An 18,015-nucleotide genomic window follows, 5' to 3' on the forward strand; every position below is an offset into this window, starting at 1 on the left:
AATCCTTTTGCTGGAGGGTGGCGTGCAGCTTACAGCTCCAACTGGTCAGCATGGATACCAAAGGCCGCTGCAATTTTTTCGCGGGTGGCTCGGCGAGGCTTGGCGACCGACTCTTGCTGGGCAAACGCCGGTTGAGAAATACCCAGGCGCCTGGCGACTTCATCTTGAGTCAGGTTCAGGCGTTCGCGCCAGGCGCGGATGGGTGTGGCGCCGTCGACGATACGGCTGACGACTTCATGGGGAATCAAGTTGTTATTCATAGAAGAGTTACTCCTGCCCAATCGACTCCAAAAACTCCGACCGATCATCGCTCACCTGGGCCATGCAGTCGTTTTCGGCGATTTTGTAGGCGTCGCTGCCGGGTTTGGCCGGGAAGGCGGCGATGGCGCAGTCGGCGTCGCGCTGCCTTTGCCACAGTTGCTGGGCGGCCTTGATCTTGGCGGTGATGTCGTTGAGCTGGGCCTTGTCGCTGGCGTAGCGGGTTTGCAGGCGCTCGTTGAGGCTTTGCAGGTTTTCGCCCAGCAATTGTTCGGCGGCGGTTTTGCCGTAGGCCGAGCAGGCCAGGGTCTGGACGTCGTTTTCAACTTCGTCGCAGGGATTGGGTTCGGTGTCTTCGGTCGCATGCGCGACGGTGCTGATCAGTGCCAAAGCCAGGAAGAGTGATTTCATTGCGTTGCCGCTCAAGTCCAGTGAAAACCAGTGATGCGGCGGATTCTGGCGCAAGCGTCGGGTAAAGAACAGACGGGTAGGGTGGGCCTGGTGTACCCCTTTGTCGTGGATTGACGCTTTCGGCAATTCCCCTGTCGTTTTTGCACCGGGTCGTCGCGGCCCTCAGGCATATGCTGGCCCCAAAGCGCCGGCACACGATTCGGCGCATGAATCGCTGATAAAAGGGGACTGCCTGATGAGCCCAGCCGAATTGCACGCCGACAGCATCGTTATCGACGGGCTGATCATTGCCAAGTGGAACCGCGACCTGTTCGAAGACATGCGCAAGGGCGGCCTGACCGCAGCCAACTGCACCGTGTCGGTGTGGGAAGGCTTCCAGGCCACCATCAACAACATCGCCGCCAGCCAGAAACTGATCCGCGAGAACAGCGACCTGGTGATCCCGGTGAAAACCACCGCCGACATCCGTCGCGCCAAGGAGCAGGGCAAGACCGGCATCATCTTCGGTTTCCAGAACGCCCATGCCTTCGAAGACCAGCTCGGCTACGTCGAGATCTTCAAGCAGCTGGGCGTGGGTGTGGTGCAGATGTGCTACAACACCCAGAATCTGGTCGGCACCGGTTGCTACGAGCGTGACGGCGGCCTGTCGGGCTTCGGTCGCGAAATCGTCGCCGAGATGAACCGGGTCGGCATCATGTGCGACCTGTCCCACGTCGGTTCCAAGACCTCCGAAGAGGTCATCCTCGAATCGAAGAAGCCAGTGTGCTATTCCCACTGCCTGCCGTCCGGCCTGAAAGAACACCCGCGCAACAAGTCCGATGAAGAGCTGAAGTTCATCGCCGACCACGGCGGTTTCGTCGGCGTGACCATGTTCGCGCCGTTCCTGGCCAAGGGCATCGATTCGACCATCGACGACTACGCCGAAGCCATCGAATACACCATGAACATCGTCGGTGAAGACGCCATCGGCATCGGCACCGACTTCACCCAGGGCCACGGCCAGGACTTCTTCGAAATGCTGACCCACGACAAGGGCTACGCCCGTCGTCTGACCAGCTTCGGCAAGATCATCAACCCCCTGGGCATCCGCACCGTGGGCGAGTTCCCGAACCTCACCGAGACGCTGCTCAAGCGCGGCCATCCTGAGCGGGTAGTGCGCAAGATCATGGGCGAGAACTGGGTGAACGTCCTCAAGGACGTCTGGGGCGAGTAAACCCCGCTGCATCACTGAATCCTTACCTGCGGCCACTCGCGCCGCAGGCACATCACGAATTTCCGGAGTCAAGTTTTCATGGCCAAGATCGCCCCGCAACTGCCTATCGAAGTCGACAGCGAAACCGGTGTCTGGACCTCCGACGCCCTGCCGATGCTGTACGTGCCACGGCACTTTTTCGTCAACAACCACATGGGCATCGAAGAAGTGCTGGGCGCCGACGCCTACGCGGAGATTCTCTACAAGGCCGGCTACAAATCCGCCTGGCACTGGTGTGAAAAAGAAGCCGAATGCCATGGCCTGGAAGGCGTCGCGGTGTTCGAGCATTACATGAAGCGTTTGTCGCAGCGTGGTTGGGGCCTGTTCAAGATCCAGGACATCGACCTGGACAAAGGCACCGCCAGCGTCAAGCTCGAACACTCGGCGTTCGTCTATGTGTACGGCAAGGTCGGGCGCAAGGTCGACTACATGTTCACTGGCTGGTTCGCCGGCGCCATGGACCAGATCCTCGCCGCTCGCGGCAGCCAGATCCGCACCGTGGCCGAGCAGGTCTACGGCGGTTCCGAAGAAGGCCACGACGACGGCCTGTTCATCGTCAAGCCGTTGTAAGTCGAGGATCGCGCCATGGCTTTTGAAGCAATGTTCCAGCCGATCCAGATCGGCAAGCTGACCATCCGCAACCGCGTGCTCAGCACCGCGCACGCCGAGGTCTACGCCACCGACGGCGGCATGACCACCGACCGGTACGTGAAGTATTACGAAGAGAAGGCCAAGGGCGGCATCGGCCTGGCGATCTGCGGTGGCTCGTCCGTGGTCGCCATCGACAGCCCGCAGGAGTGGTGGAGTTCGGTGAACCTGTCCACCGACCGCATCATTCCGCACTTCCAGAACCTGGCCGACGCCATGCACAAGCATGGCGCCAAGATCATGATCCAGATTACCCACATGGGCCGTCGCTCGCGTTGGGACGGTTTCAACTGGCCGACCCTGATGTCGCCGTCCGGCGTACGTGAGCCGGTGCACCGCGCCACCTGCAAGACCATCGAGCCGGAAGAGATCTGGCGGGTGATCGGCAACTACGCCAGCGCCGCTAAACGCGCCAAGGCCGGTGGCCTGGACGGCGTCGAACTGTCCGCCGTGCACCAGCACATGATCGACCAGTTCTGGAGCCCGCGAGTCAACAAGCGTACCGACGAATGGGGCGGCACCTTCGAAGGCCGCATGAAGTTCGGCCTGGAAGTGTTGAAAGCCGTGCGCGCCGAAGTGGGCGACGATTTCTGCGTGGGCATGCGCCTGTGCGGTGACGAATTCCACCCGGACGGCTTGTCCCACGAGGACATGAAGCAGATCGCCAAGTACTATGATGACACCGGCATGCTGGATTTCATCGGCGTGGTGGGCTCGGGTTGCGACACCCACAACACCCTGGCCAACGTCATCCCGAACATGAGTTATCCACCGGAGCCGTTCCTGCACCTGGCCGCCGGTATCAAGGAAGTGGTCAAGGTTCCGGTGTTGCACGCGCAAAACATCAAGGACCCGAACCAGGCTACGCGGATTCTGGAGGGCGGTTACGTCGACATGGTCGGCATGACCCGCGCCCACATCGCTGACCCGCACCTGATCGCCAAGATCAAGATGGGCCAGATCGACCAGATCAAGCAGTGCGTCGGCGCCAACTACTGCATCGACCGTCAGTACCAAGGCCTGGACGTGCTGTGCATCCAGAACGCCGCGACGTCCCGTGAATACATGGGCGTGCCGCACATCATCGAGAAGTCCACCGGGCCGAAACGCAAGGTGGTCGTCGTGGGTGCCGGCCCGGCCGGGATGGAAGCGGCGCGTGTGGCCGCCGAACGTGGGCACGACGTGACCCTGTTCGAGAAGAAAGAATTCATCGGCGGGCAGATCACCACCGCCTCGAAAGCCCCGCAACGGGACCAGATCGCCGGTATCACCCGCTGGTTCCAACTGGAGCTGGCGCGGTTGAAAGTCGACCTGCGCCTGGGCGTGGCGGCTGATGCGGCGACCATCATGGACCTGCGTCCGGACGTCGTCGTGCTGGCCGTCGGCGGCCATCCGTTCCTGGAGCAGAACGAACACTGGGGCGCTGCCGAAGGGCTGGTGGTCAGCAGCTGGGACGTGCTCGACGGCAAGGTTGCACCGGGCAAGAACGTATTGGTCTACGACACCATTTGCGAGTTCACCGGCATGTCGGTGGCCGACTTCCTCGCTGACAAGGGCAGCCAGGTCGAGATCGTCACCGACGACATCAAGCCGGGCGTGGCCATTGGCGGGACGTCGTTCCCCACCTACTACCGCAGCATGTACCCCAAGGAAGTGATCATGACCGGGGACATGATGCTGGAGAAAGTCTACCGCGAAGGCGACAAGCTGGTGGCGGTGCTGGAGAACGAATACACCGGCGCCAAGGAAGAACGCGTGGTGGACCAGGTGGTGGTGGAAAACGGCGTGCGGCCGGACGAGGAAATCTACTACGCGCTCAAGGAAGGTTCGCGCAACAAGGGCCAGATCGACGTCGAAGCCCTGTTCGCGATCAAGCCCCAGCCGTGCCTGGAGCAGAGCGGCGATGGCTACCTGCTGTTCCGCATCGGCGACTGCGTGGCCCAGCGTAATACCCACGCGGCCATCTACGACGCCCTGCGGTTGTGCAAGGATTTCTAACGGCTTGTGGATAACCCTGTGGGAGCAAGGCTTGCCCGCGATAAATGCGACACGGAGCATCTGACGGACCGAGTCGATCGCATCGCGGGCAAGCCTTGCTCCCACAGGAATCGGGCAAGGCATCCAGTTAGTTTGGCCTGCAAGACCTGAGGTCTTTGGGAGCAACACCTATGTTGAACACCCTTCTTCCCATCCTGCTGTTTGCTGCCCTGGGCCTCGCGGTCCTTGGCGCCTTGCGGCGGGTGAACATGTGGCGCCGCGGACGACCGGCCAAGGTCGACCTGATCGGCGGTCTCTTCGCCATGCCCAAGCGCTATATGGTGGATTTGCACCATGTGGTGGCGCGGGACAAATACATTGCCAATACCCACGTCGCCACGGCCGGTGGTGCGGTGGCGTCGGTGGTGCTGGCGATCCTGGTCCACGGGTTTGGCCTGCACAACCGCTTCCTCGGCTATGCGTTGCTGTTGATGTCGGCGGTGATGTTCGTCGGTGCGATCTTCGTCTACCTGCGTCGGCGCAATCCGCCGGCCCGTTTGTCCAAGGGTCCCTGGATGCGCCTGCCGAAAAGCCTGCTGGCCTTCTCGGCGTCGTTCTTCCTGGTGACCCTGCCGGTGGCGGGCATCCTCCCGGAAAACTTCGGCGGTTGGCTGGTGGCGGCGATCCTGGGTGTCGGCGTGCTGTGGGGTGTGTCGGAATTGTTTTTCGGCATGACCTGGGGCGGGCCGATGAAACATGCCTTCGCCGGTGCCCTGCACCTGGCCTGGCACCGCCGAGCGGAGCGCTTTGGTGGCGGTCGTTCCACCGGTCTGAAGCCGTTGGACTTGAACGACCCTAGCGCACCGCTGGGTGTGGAAAAACCCAAGGACTTCACCTGGAACCAACTGCTGGGCTTCGATGCCTGCGTGCAGTGCGGCAAGTGTGAGGCTGCTTGCCCGGCGTTCGCTGCCGGCCAGCCGCTGAACCCGAAAAAACTCATCCAGGACATGGTCGTCGGCCTGGCCGGCGGCACCGATGCGAAATTCGCCGGCAGCCCGTATCCGGGTAAACCGGTGGGCGAACATGCTGGTAATCCCCATCAGCCAATCGTCAACGGCCTGGTAGACGCTGAGACCCTGTGGTCCTGCACCACCTGCCGGGCGTGCGTCGAGGAGTGCCCGATGATGATCGAGCACGTCGACGCCATCGTCGACATGCGCCGCCACCTGACCTTGGAAAAAGGCGCCACGCCGAACAAGGGCGCCGAAGTGCTGGAAAACCTCATCGCCACCGACAACCCTGGCGGCTTCGCCCCGGGCGGGCGGATGAACTGGGCGGCGGACTTGAACCTGAACCTGCTCAGCGAGAAGAAATCCACCGACGTGCTGTTCTGGGTCGGCGACGGTGCTTTCGACATGCGCAACCAGCGCACCTTGCGCGCCTTCGTCAAAGTACTCAAGGCGGCGAAAATCGACTTCGCCGTGCTCGGCCTCGAAGAACGCGACAGCGGCGACGTGGCCCGGCGCCTGGGCGATGAGGCGACGTTCCAGCTGTTGGCCAAGCGCAACATCCAGACCCTGGCCAAATACAGCTTCAACCGCATCGTCACCTGCGACCCCCACAGTTTCCATGTGCTGAAAAACGAATACGGTGCCTTCGATGGCAACTACTTGGTGCAGCACCACAGCACCTATATGGCGGAAATCATCGACGCCGGGGCGTTGAACCTCGGCCAGCACAAGGGCGACAGCGTGACTTATCACGACCCGTGCTACCTGGGCCGCTACAACGGCGAATACGAGGCGCCGCGCCAGGTACTGCGTGCGCTGGGTATCGAGGTCAAGGAGATGCAGCGTTCCGGTTTCCGTTCGCGTTGCTGCGGCGGTGGTGGCGGCGCGCCGATCACCGACATTCCGGGCAAGCAGCGGATTCCTGACATGCGCATGGAAGACATCCGCGAAACCGGCGCCGAACTGGTGGCCGTGGGTTGTCCACAGTGCACCGCGATGCTGGAAGGCGTGGTCGAGCCGCGGCCGATGATCAAGGACATTGCCGAACTGGTGGCCGACGCGCTGCTGGAAGACGCGGCCCCGAGCAAGCCTGTAGCCCCGGCCAAACGTGAACCTGCGCAGGTGCATTCATGAGCACAATCATCCGCCGCGACCCTCGCGCCGAGTGGATCGCCCGCAACCGCCTGCACCCGCTTCACGCGGCCATGCAACCGGTGCAGCACAGCTGGATGGGGCCCAACGGCGTCATTCGCAAGAACGTTCATGGTGTCGGTTTCATCGGCCCCAATGGCATCAAGCGGATCGACCGCAGCGGTGCCCAGCAGGGTGGCGCGAGCAAACGCAGCGCTGCCGTTGAAGTGCAATTGCCGCTGCATCAGGTGCCGCAACCGGCGTTCTACATCAGTGTGGTGCCGGACATGGTCGGTGGCCGCTTGAGCAGCCACGACCGCGATCTGCTGGGCCTGGCCCATCAGCTTGCCGGCAGTGAAGGCGCAGTGCTGGCGGTGGTCTTCGGCGAGCATAAGGAAAACGCCTTCGCCACGGCCGGTGTCGACCGCTTGCTGGTGCTCGATGGCGAGGAATTCAGCGGTTATGCACCGGAACAACGGGTGCAAGGCCTGCGGGCTGTGGATAACCAGTTCAGCCCACGCCATTGGCTATTGCCTGACAGCCGCACTGGTGGCGGCGAACTGGGCCGGCGTTTGGCCGCGGCCTTGGGCGAACGTCCGGCCACGCGGGTCTGGCAGGTCAAGGGCGAAGAGTGCATCGGCCGCGCTGGTGCGGGCCTGCAAGACCTGGCCCGGCCATTGGCGCGCTTGATCCTGGCAGCGGCCGAATGCGCTGAACCGGTCAGCGAAACCCGCCACGAAGCCTTGCCGGTGGAGTTATCCACAAGCGTGGCCCGCAGCTTGTCGCGCATCGAAGACCTCGGCGCGGTGGCGGTGGACCCGGGCGCGATCCCGATGGCCGAGGCCGAATTCATTTTCTCCGGCGGCAACGGGGTCAAGGACTGGGCACTGTTCCACCAGACCGCAGCGGCCCTGGGCGCTACCGAAGGCGCGTCGCGGGTGGCGGTGGACGACGGCTTCATGGCCCGCGATCGCCAGGTCGGTGCGTCCGGCACCTGGGTTACGGCGCGGGTTTACGTGGCCGTGGGGATTTCCGGGGCGATCCAGCACCTGCAGGGCATTGGCGCCTGCGACAAGGTGGTGGCGATCAACCTCGATCCGGGTTGCGACATGATCAAACGGGCGGACCTGTCGGTGATCGGTGACAGCGCGGCGATTCTCCAGGCCTTGATCGCGGCGGTAGAGGCTTACCGCAACGAAGCCAAGCGCGATGCGGCTTAAGAAGGATAAGTTGATGAGTACCCAAGTGATCAGCCTCGTGTCCATCGGCGCCCACCCCACTTCCGGTCGGCCTCGGCGCGCCGAACAGGACGCCCGGGCCGTGGAGCTGGGCTTGCAACTGGCCGGCAGCGACCTGCAAGTGCTGCACGCTGGCGACGTGGCCGAACCGGCCCTGCGCGCCTATCTGGGCATGGGCCTGGATGAATTGCACGTGCTGGAAAACCCCGTCGGCGCCGACGCCCTACCGGCCCTGACCGATTACCTGCGTGATGCCGGCGCCCAAGTGGTGCTCACCGGTAGCCAGGCGGAAACCGGTGAAGGCTCGGGCATGCTGCCGTTCCTGCTGGCCGAGAGTCTCGGTTGGCCGCTGGTGGTGGGGTTGGCCCAGGTCGAGTCCATCGACAAGGGTGTGGCCCTGGTGCTGCAAGCCTTGCCTCGCGGCCAACGGCGACGTCTCAAAGTGCGCCTGCCGTTCCTGGCCACTGTGGATAACGCTGCGCCAAAACCTCGGCAAAGCGCCTACGGCCCGGCCCGGCGGGGGGCATTGCATACCGAGGAGGTCGAAGTGATCGACGACACCTTGCTGGCGGTGGCAACCCTGCAACCGGCCAAGCCACGGCCCAAACGCTTGAAAGTGATCAAGGCCAAGAGCGGCGCCGACCGCATGAAAGCTGCCACGGCCAAGGCCAGTGGTGGAGGCGGGCAGGTGCTCAAGGGCGTGAGCCCGGAGGCGGGGGCCGAGGCGATTCTCAAGCTGTTGGTGGAGGAAGGGGTGGTTCGCTGACCTCAAGTACCCCCTAACCCCTTGTGGGAGCAAAGCTTGCTCGCGATCCAGGCGCCTCGGCACTTAAGAGACCGAGGCGTTTTCATCGCGAGCAAGCTTTGCTCCCACAGGGCTAGCTCCCACAAAGAATGGGCATGGTGGGTTACCCACAATCCCTGTGCGCGCTTCTGTGGATAACCTGTTCGCCCCTCTCTGCACCCCATGCAAATCAGGCCCTCCAGCCCTGCGTTCAAAAAACAATCAGTCTAACTCACGGTTTTTATTGGCTTTTGCCTGTGAGTAGTTATTCGCTCCAGCCAAAACTTGCCCCCAATCTCTGTTGGCGCTTCTGTGGATAAGATGTTCGCTCTACGCTGCAACCCATACGAACCGGGGCGTTCATCGAGTTGATCATAAACTGATCAAATAGCCTTTTTTATCAGGAAAACCTTCGGAAAACCTCGATTTACAAGCCGTCCAAAGGGTTTTCCACAGAATCGTCAAATTTACCCCCAAACACTGTTGGTGCTTCTGTGGATAAGGTGTTCGCTTACCGCCACACGCCTTGTCGGGCACGGCTTACAGGGGTTTGATCAAAAAACAACCGATAGGCCGGTAAAACCGTCATTGTTCATAAGTCACGGTTTTTATTCACTTTGCCGGTGGAAAAATGCCGGGCATACACGTACTTGTCCCCATTTGCTGTGGGTGGTCATGTGGATAACTTGTTCGCCAAACGCTGCAAGCCACAGCGGGCATAGCGCAAATGGCGATAGATCAAATTTCATACAGTTCTAAGTCACACCCTTGACGAGGGTCTGTGGGCTGTCTTCACTCCATGGCACAAGGACATCGCCACTTTATCCACATCAGGTTCAGGGAGAACACATGATGGATAGCAAGGAACCCCGCTCACACCCGCAATCATCGGTGACCTGCGTCCCGACACCTCCCACCTCGTTGCATAAACGCATTCATCGTCGCGCCGTCAATCAGCGTGCGCGTCTATAGCGCCCGGGTTTCCCCTGTAGCACCGCTGACTGTCGCCGGACCCTGCAAGGGACGGTGGCCAGGCGTTCGTGCGCCTGTCGATTTGCAGGCAACCGCAGAGTTGCCCCTTCTGCCTGAGAGGACTTGAACATGACACGGATCTCGACCCCCATCAGTGATATCCAGGAGCACTACGACGTGATCGTCATCGGTTCGGGCTACGGGGGCGGCATTGCTGCCTCGCGTCTGTCCCGGGCCGGGCGCAAGGTGTGCCTGCTGGAGCGTGGCCGGGAGATCCAGCCCGGCGAATACCCCAATACCCTGCTCGCAGCCACCGAGGAACTGCAAGTCCACGACCCGGACGGCCACATCGGCTCGCGCACCGGGCTGTTCGACCTGCACGTCAACGCCCAGCAGAACGTGGTGGTCGGTTGTGGCCTGGGCGGCACGTCGCTGATCAATGCCAACGTTGCGCTGGAGCCGGAGCCTGGCGTGTTCGAGGACCCGCGCTGGCCCCAGGCAGTCCGTGAGCACCAGGACACGCTGCTCAAGGACGGCTACGCCCGGGCCCGGGAGATGCTCAAGCCCAACCCTTACCCCGCGTCGGAACCGAACCTGCCCAAGCTCGACGCCCACAAGAAGTCCGCCGATTACCTCAAGCAAGGCGCGCATTTCTACAAACCACCGATCAACGTGACGTTCGACAAGCTGCCCAACAACCTCAACCACGTCGGCGTCGAACAGCTGCCGTGCAATGGTTGTGGCGATTGCGTCTCGGGCTGTAACAACAAGGCCAAGAACACCACGCTGATGAACTACCTGCCGGATGCCTGGAACCACGGCGCGGAAATTTTCTGCCAGGCCGAGGTGCGGCACCTGGAGCGCGACGGCGATGGCTGGATCGTGCACTTCCAATACCTGGACAGCGGCCGCGAAATGTTCTCCGCACCGACCCTGTTCGTGCGCGCCGACATCGTGGTGGTGTCTGCCGGCACCCTGGGCTCCACCGAAATCATGTTGCGCTCGCGGGACAAGGGCCTGTCGATGTCCAGCCAATTGGGCGAGCACATGAGCGGCAACGGTGACATCCTCGGCTTCGGCCACAACTGTGACCAGGTCATCAACGGCATCGGCTTCGGCGCCCATTCAGCCAAGGAACTGGAACCGGTGGGGCCGTGCATCACCTCGATCATCGACATGCGCACCGAGGGCGACTGGCGCAGCCGCATGGTCATCGAGGAGGGTTCGATTCCCGGCGCCCTCGGCCAGGCCATGGTGCCAAGCATGGCGGCGTTCGCCGGGATGATTGGCGTACCCACCGACACCGGCTTCGGCGCCAGCCTCAAGTACAAGGGGCGCGAAGCCGAGAGCTTCCTGCGCGGGCCGTATCACGGCGCGCTGCACAACATGCAGACCTACCTGATCATGAGCCATGACAACGCCAAGGGGCGCATGCTGCTCGACAGCAAGGATCAGTTGCGCATCGACTGGCCCGGCGTCGGCGAACAGGAGAACGTCACCCTCGGCAACGAGCGGCTGCACCAGAGTACCAAGGCCTTGGGCGGGATCTGGGTCGAGAACCCGATCTGGACCAAGTTGCTCAAGCACAGCATCGTCTCGGTCCATCCCCTGGGCGGTTGCGTGATGGGCGAGGACGCGACCCAAGGCGTGGTCAATCACAAGGGCCAGGTGTTCAGTGGCGCCAGCGGCACCGATGTCTACCCGGGCCTGTACGTGACCGACGGCGCGGTGATCCCGACGTCGCTGGCGGTCAACCCGCTGCTGACCATCTCGGCGGTGAGCGAGCGCAACATGGGGCTGCTGGCGGCCGACCGCGGCTGGATCATCGACTACACGCTGCCCTCCGCCCCGCGCAAAGCCGTGGCGGCGCCGACCCTCGGCGTGCAGTTCACCGAAACCATGAAGGGCTACTTTTCCACAGCCTTCACCCAACCCCAGGGCACCGACCTCAGCCTGTACGAAGCGGCGGCCAAGCGGGGCAAGGCTGACAACTCGCCCATCGAGTTCACGCTGACCATCACCGCCGCCGACCTCAACCGGCTGATCAAGGAGCCGGAACATGCGGCAACCCTGGTGGGCACCCTCGATGCACCGCTGCTCTCGCCGCAGCCGCTGGTCGCCAGCAATGGGGTGTTCAACCTGTTCGAGCAGTACCAGGAACAGGTTGGCGTGCGGCACATGAACTACGACATGAAGCTGACCGCCGAAGACGGCAGCGACTATTACTTCAGCGCCTTCAAGACCGTGCCCGAGGACAACGGTGTGCTGAACATCTGGCCTGACACCAGCACCCTGTACGTCACCCTCTATCGCGGGCCGGACAAGACCGGCGCGGTGATCGGCTCCGGGGTGATGCACATCCTGCCGGCGGACTTCGCCAAGCAGATGACCACCATGAAAGTGCTCAACGCCCGCAACGAGCGTGAGCGCGTGGAGGCGCTGGCGCGGTTCGGCAAGTTCTTTGCCGGTATCTTGTGGGAGAGCTACGGCGGTGTCTTCGCCGGCGATGTCTACTTCAACCCGGACGCACCGCCCCGGTTGAAACGGCCACTGGATGCACCGGCGCCGGCCGTGCATTTCTTCCAGACCGAAGACAACGTCGAGTTGCGCCTGACCCGTTACCAGGCCGGCACCAAAGGCCCGGTGATGTTGGTCCATGGCCTGGGCGTGGGCTCGAATATCTTCTCCACTGACACCATTCACACCAACCTGCTGGAATACCTCTGCAAGCACGAATATGACGTCTGGCTGTTGGATCTGCGGGTGAGCATCCTGCTGCCGGCCAGCAAAAATGAATGGAACGGCGACCAGGTGGCCCAGTACGATTTCAAGGCCGCCATCGAGCAGATCCAGCAAGCGACCCTGGCCCGTGACGTGCAGTGCGTGGTGCATTGCTACGGCGCGACGACGTTCTTCATGTCGATGCTGGCGGGCTTGCAGGGCGTGCGTTCGGTGGTCTGCTCGCAGATCGCCGCCGACACGGTGGTTGCCACTGCTACTGGGCTGAAGGCCGGTTTGCACTTGCCGGGGATGCTCGATGCCATTGGCATCAAGTCCCTCACGGCCTACGCCGACACCAAGGAAAGCTGGTTCAACAAACTCTACGACAAGGCCCTTAACGGCTATGCCCGGATCGAGGCCCAGGGCTATTGCACCAACCCGGTCTGCCATCGCATCACGTTCATGTATGCGTCGCTGTACCGCCACGACACCCTCAACGAAACCCTGCACGACAACCTGCATGAGTTGTTCGGCGAGTCGAACATCCAGACCTTCGAGCACCTGGCGCTGATCGTGCGCAAGGGGCACTTGGTGGACTTCAAGGGCAACGACGTCTACATGCCGCATTTCGATCGGTTGAAATTGCCGATCTGCTTCATCAGCGGCGCCGACAACCAGTGCTACCTGCCACAAAGCACCCTCAAGACCTATGAGCGACTGTGCGAGATGCACGGCCCGCAGTTGTTCAGCCGCCACGAAGTACCGGGGTACGGCCACATCGACTGCATGTTCGGCAAGGATGCGGTGGTGGATGTGTATCCGATCATCCTTGAGCACCTGGAGAAGACGGCGTTGGGCTAGCTGATCGTTCCCACGCTCCGCGTGGGAATGCCGCCATGGACGCTCTGCGTCCGCTGTTGTGACGCAGAGCGTCACGGGATGCATGCCCACGCAGAGCGTGGGAACGATCAAAGGAAAAAGGATGCCATGAACACTTACATCCGCTGGTTCCAACGCATCATCTGGGTCGGGATTGTCATGAACATGTTCTTCGCGATCCCGGCGCTGTTCGCGCCGGCGTTGCTGACGTCCATGATCGGCCTGCCCCCCGTATTGTCCGATCCCTGGCTGGAGAACGCCGGCATGTTGCTGGTGGGGATCAGCCTGTTCTACATGCCCTCGGGGTTCAACGCGCCGCGTTTCGTGGTGCATTCATGGTTGTGCGTGCTGTCGCGGCTGGTGGCGGTGGTGTTCTGGATCTACCTGATCAACACCAACAACCAGGGCCAGCTGTTCGTGCCGATGCTGATGGGCGACCTGAGCATGTTCCTGATCCTGGGCGTGCTGCTGTACCTGGGCAGCCCGGTGGCCAATCGTCCGCTGGCCTTGCTCTGCGCCGGTTGGCGGGAATGGCGCGCCGGCTGGGCGCTGCGCTGGCGGAGCCACGGTTTCAAGGTCGGCACGCTGGTGGTGCTGCTGGTGCTGGGCTTCATCGGCTACCAGACCTGGTACCAGATGATCCGGGAAGTCCCGCAACCGGACTTCGCCTCCGACGAAGACCATTACAAATACGCCGCCATCGGCCTGGGCATCGAGGCGCGGATTCCCTACTACCTGTTCGCCGTGCTGCCGCAGATGTGCCCGGAAAAACTGCCCAAGCCGGGCGGCTACGAGGTGTTCGGTTTTCTCTATGAAAACGGCAAAGACCTGCCCATCGGCATGGCCAAGCGGCAGCTCGGTTACCCCACGGTGGAACCCAACTGTGCCCTGTGTCACACCGGCTCCTATCGGGCCAATGCCAGTGACGTAGCGGTTCCGGTCGCTAGCGCGCCGGCCAATACCCTGCAACTGCAGGCCTTCCAGTGGTTCGCCTACGAGTGCGCCAGCGACCCGAAATTCACCCCCGACGCGGTGATGGCGGCGATCAATGGCAAGTTCCAACTGGGTTTTTTCGAGAAGCTGTACAACCGTTACCTGATCATTCCGATGGCCAAGAGTGCGCTGCTCAAGCAGAAGCAGGCGTATGCCTGGCAGAAACTGCGTCCGGCCCAGGGGCCAGGGCGGACCGACACCTTCAATCCGACCAAAATGGTGGTGTTCGGCTTCCCGGATGACTCCACCATCGGCACCGTGGATCTGCCGCAGGTCTGGAACCAGAAACCGCGCGAGTCCATGTACCTGCATTGGGACGGCAATAACAACAAGATCCACGAACGCAACTACGCAGCGGCCATGGCCGTGGGCGCGACGCCGCAATCGGTGCTGCCACCGAGTTTCAATCGCGTCACGAACTGGCTGCTGGGCCACAAGGCGCCGGCCTGGCCGTTCGCCCTGGACCAGGCGAAAGTCGCCCAAGGCAAACCGATCTGGGAGAAAAACTGCGCCAGCTGCCACGATTTTGGCCGCAGCGACACCGGTCAGGTCACCACCAACATCGACCAGTTGGGCACCGATCCCCATCGCTTGAATTCCTTCACCACCGGCCTGGTGACGGCGTTCCACGGCTTCAAGAAACCGCCGTTCGACTTTGGCGCCTACCGCAAGACCCAGAGCTACAGCAACACCCCCACCGACGGTATCTGGCTGCGCGCGCCGTACCTGCACAACGGTTCGGTGCCGACCCTGTGGGATTTGCTGCAACCGCCAGAGCAACGTCCGCAAGTGTTCTACACCGGCTCCGACATCTACGACCAGGAGAAGGTCGGCTTCATCACCCGCGGCGCGCAGATGAAGGCGTCGGCGGATTTCAAATACGACACCCGCCTGGAAGGCAACCACAACGGTGGTCACCTGTATGGCACGCAGCTGTCGGACGTCGATAAACGGGCCCTGATCGAATTCATGAAGACCCTGTAGCCCAGGGAACTGCGAAGGAGCGTTCACATGTCATTACTGCACCATTGGGAACATGAGTTCGACAAGGTCAAGGTCCGCCTGCATGGGTTGGTCACGCGGCTGGAAATGTCCTGGCAGAAACTCGTCAACGAGTTGGAGCCCGAGGAGTTCCAGGCCATCGTCAAGCTGCTGCAGCGAGGTCACGACCAGGCACAATATACGATCAAACATGGCGAACCGCCGGACGACGAACCGGCCGTGCCGTGGGAGTTGGCCCACGGCCTGTCGATCCTTAAAATCGGCAATCCCAGCCCCTTGCCGCAAACTGTCGACGAGATGCCCACCCGGGTACTCAAGGACGGCACCTTGCTCGGCTGCCGCAAATGGGAACTGCTGGATCTGTTGTGGAGCGAGGCGCTGCTCAAGTGGATCGAGAACCTGCGCCACCACGCGCCGTTCGCCACCAACCCGGCGCTGGTGAAAATGGACAGCGACGTGGTGCTGGCCATCGCTGGCGACTGGGGCACCGGGCCGTTCGACAGTCATGCCCCGGCGGTGGCGGTGGCCAACCAGATGCAACTGGCCCTGGCCGATTTCACCATCCATCTGGGCGACGTGTATTACGCCGGCACCCATTCCCAGGAAGACGTCGACATGGTTGGCTGGCCCCAGGGCAAGCACGGCGCGTTCACCCTCAACTCCAACCACGAGATGTACAGCGGTGCCCACGGCTATTTCAAGGAACTGTCCAAGCGTTTCCCGGTGCAGCAGGGCACCAGTTACTTTGCCTTGTACAACGACGACTGGCTGGTGGTTGGCCTCGACAGCGCCTACGCCTCGGACGCCATGAACCTGTACATGGACGGCACCCTCAACACCCAGCAGATCGAGTGGATGAAAACCCTGCCCAAGCGCAAGAAACTCATGGTGCTCAGTCATCACCAGGGTTTTGATATTTCCGGGCACAACAAGACGGCGCTTTACCAACCGGTGTGCGATGCCTTGGGGCGTGAACCGGACTACTGGTACTGGGGGCATTTGCACAACGGCATCTGCTACGCACCGCAAGGCGGATTGCATGCGCGCTGCGCCGGGCACGGGGCGATCCCCTATGGCACCACCAGCGAATTGAACGGGCATGCCGGGGTATTGTGGTCGGAGACCCAATTGGCGGGTGACGAGGCGTATCCGCTGCGGGTGTTGAACGGGTATGTGAAGGTGCGGCTGAAGGGGGAGGAGATTGTCGAGACGTTTTATGGGGAGGATGGGTCGGTGCGGTGGTCTTCGCAGTAATTGGGTGAATGGGAGACTGCTATCGCGAGCAGGCTCGCTCCCACAAGGGATCTTTGGCGCACCGAAGATCAAATGTGGGAGCGAGCCTGCTCGCGATGCTTTGGATTTTAGCCCTGGACCGGAACGCCTTTGAGGTACGGCGCCGGCTCGGCCCCCAGGTTGTTGAGCATGCGCTCGCTGTACCAGTCGACGAAGTTCACCACGCCGAACTCATAGGTCTTGGAGTACGGGCCTGGCTGGTAGGCGGTGGAGTTGATGCCGCGCTGGTTTTCTTCGGCCAGGCGACGGTCCTGGTCGTTGGTGGCGTCCCAGACTTCGCGCATGCGCGCCACGTCGTAGTCCACGCCTTCGACCGCGTCCTTGTGCACCAGCCACTTGGTGGTGACCATGGTTTCCTGGGCGCTGATCGGCCACACGGTGAACACGATGATGTGGTCGCCCATGCAGTGGTTCCACGAGTGCGGCAGGTGCAGGATGCGCATCGAGCCCAGGTCCGGATTTTTGATGCGGCCCATCAGCTTGGCGCAGCCTTGCTTGCCGTCCATGGTCATCGACACGGTGCCCTTGAGCAGCGGCATGCGCACGATACGGTTACGCAGGCCGAAGCTGGCGTGGGCGTAAGGGATCTTCTCGGCATCCCAGGCGGCGGCGGAGGCAGCCACGTGGTCCTTGAAGGCCTGGTCGGCCCGCGGGTCGGTGACGTCGTCCCATTCCAGCAGGGTCTTGAGCAGTTCAGGGTGCGAGGCGTTGCAGTGGTAGCACTCGCGGTTGTTTTCCAGCACCAGTTTCCAGTTGGCCTTTTCCATCAAGGTGGTTTGCACCGCCACCTTGGTGTTCTCCATGTCGTACGGTTCCATGTAATGGTTCAGCGTCGACAGGAAGTCATCGATGGCCGGCGGGTTCTCGGCCAGGCTGATGAAGATGTAGCCACCCGCGGTCTTCACGTTCACAGGCTTGAGGCCGTACTGCTTCATGTCGAAGTCGGCGCCCATCTCGGTGCCGGCGAACAACAGGCGACCGTCCAGCTCGTAGGTCCACTGGTGGTAGTGGCAGACCAGTTTGGCGACCTTGCCCTTGTCGCTGGTGCACAGCCGCGAACCACGGTGGCGGCAGACGTTATGGAACGCGTGCACCACGCCCTCGGCACCGCGAATCACGATGATCGGGTTCTTGCCGACTTGCAGGGTCAGGTAATTGCCCTTGGCCGGGATCTCGCAGGTCATGCCGGCGATCAACCATTCTTTCTGGAAGATTTCCTGCATATCGATATCAAACAGGCGCTCATCGGAGTAGAACGGCTGCGGCAGCGAAAAGGTGCGCTCGCGCTCTTGCAGCATTTGCGCGGTGGCCTTGCGTGCGGGTTCCAGCGGATCGCCCAGGCTCAGGGTGGTGGTGTCCATCGTTTTATCCTCGTGGCCCTCTAAGCGGAGCCGGTGAAAATGACTAATCGGTTGTGCTACGCAAGGCAGAAAACTTTGTTTATCT

The 18,015-nt window shown here is 62.0% G+C and carries 11 protein-coding genes and 1 pseudogene; 9 read left to right on the forward strand and 3 right to left on the reverse strand.

What is annotated here, in order from left to right:
* Positions 1–29: 29 nt before the first annotated feature.
* Positions 30–251 (reverse strand): annotated as a pseudogene (locus B0E42_RS10865) (helix-turn-helix domain-containing protein); the annotation flags it as partial.
* A 16-nt stretch (positions 252–267) separates the two neighbouring features.
* Positions 268–669, reverse strand: a complete 402-nt coding sequence (locus B0E42_RS10870; protein WP_077506368.1) for a lysozyme inhibitor LprI family protein — start codon at positions 667–669, stop codon at positions 268–270.
* A 235-nt stretch (positions 670–904) separates the two neighbouring features.
* Between B0E42_RS10870 and B0E42_RS10880 the strand changes: the two genes are divergently transcribed.
* The 9 genes from B0E42_RS10880 to B0E42_RS10920 all read left to right on the forward strand — a co-directional run bounded on the left by B0E42_RS10880 (position 905) and on the right by B0E42_RS10920 (position 16,530).
* Positions 905–1,882 (forward strand): dipeptidase, encoded by a 978-nt coding sequence (locus B0E42_RS10880; protein WP_014340593.1) that lies wholly within the window; start codon positions 905–907, stop codon positions 1,880–1,882.
* 78 nt (positions 1,883–1,960) lie between these two features.
* Positions 1,961–2,491, forward strand: coding sequence for a DUF5943 domain-containing protein (locus tag B0E42_RS10885; RefSeq protein ID WP_018612374.1), 531 nt, complete (start codon positions 1,961–1,963; stop codon positions 2,489–2,491).
* 15 nt (positions 2,492–2,506) lie between these two features.
* Positions 2,507–4,567, forward strand: coding sequence for a dimethylglycine demethylation protein DgcA (dgcA, locus tag B0E42_RS10890; RefSeq protein WP_014340592.1), 2,061 nt, complete (start codon positions 2,507–2,509; stop codon positions 4,565–4,567).
* Positions 4,568–4,737: 170 nt separating this feature from the next.
* Complete coding sequence (gene dgcB / locus B0E42_RS10895; RefSeq protein WP_077506370.1) at positions 4,738–6,690, forward strand: dimethylglycine demethylation protein DgcB; 1,953 nt, start codon at positions 4,738–4,740, stop codon at positions 6,688–6,690.
* Positions 6,687–7,907: an electron transfer flavoprotein subunit alpha/FixB family protein gene (locus B0E42_RS10900; protein WP_077506371.1), complete on the forward strand. Its 1,221-nt coding sequence runs from the start codon at positions 6,687–6,689 to the stop codon at positions 7,905–7,907. Before dgcB ends, B0E42_RS10900 begins: the two co-directional genes overlap by 4 nt.
* A 13-nt stretch (positions 7,908–7,920) precedes the next feature.
* Entirely contained in the window at positions 7,921–8,691 is a 771-nt protein-coding gene (locus B0E42_RS10905; protein ID WP_053189988.1) for an electron transfer flavoprotein subunit beta, read from the forward strand.
* 1,119 nt (positions 8,692–9,810) lie between these two features.
* Positions 9,811–13,263, forward strand: coding sequence for a GMC oxidoreductase (locus B0E42_RS10910; protein ID WP_018612387.1), 3,453 nt, complete (start codon positions 9,811–9,813; stop codon positions 13,261–13,263).
* A 126-nt stretch (positions 13,264–13,389) separates the two neighbouring features.
* Entirely contained in the window at positions 13,390–15,258 is a 1,869-nt protein-coding gene (locus tag B0E42_RS10915) for a cytochrome c (protein WP_077506372.1), read from the forward strand.
* A gap of 27 nt (positions 15,259–15,285) precedes the next feature.
* Positions 15,286–16,530 (forward strand): metallophosphoesterase, encoded by a 1,245-nt coding sequence (locus B0E42_RS10920; protein ID WP_077506373.1) that lies wholly within the window; start codon positions 15,286–15,288, stop codon positions 16,528–16,530.
* 107 nt (positions 16,531–16,637) lie between these two features.
* Here B0E42_RS10920 and gbcA read toward each other — a convergent pair whose 3' ends face one another.
* Entirely contained in the window at positions 16,638–17,930 is a 1,293-nt protein-coding gene (gbcA, locus tag B0E42_RS10925; protein ID WP_018612395.1) for a glycine-betaine demethylase subunit GbcA, read from the reverse strand.
* Positions 17,931–18,015: the final 85 nt, after the last annotated feature.

Origin of the sequence: Pseudomonas sp. A25(2017) (assembly GCF_002001065.1) — a bacterium.
Classification (GTDB): Bacteria; Pseudomonadota; Gammaproteobacteria; order Pseudomonadales; family Pseudomonadaceae; genus Aquipseudomonas; species Aquipseudomonas kilonensis.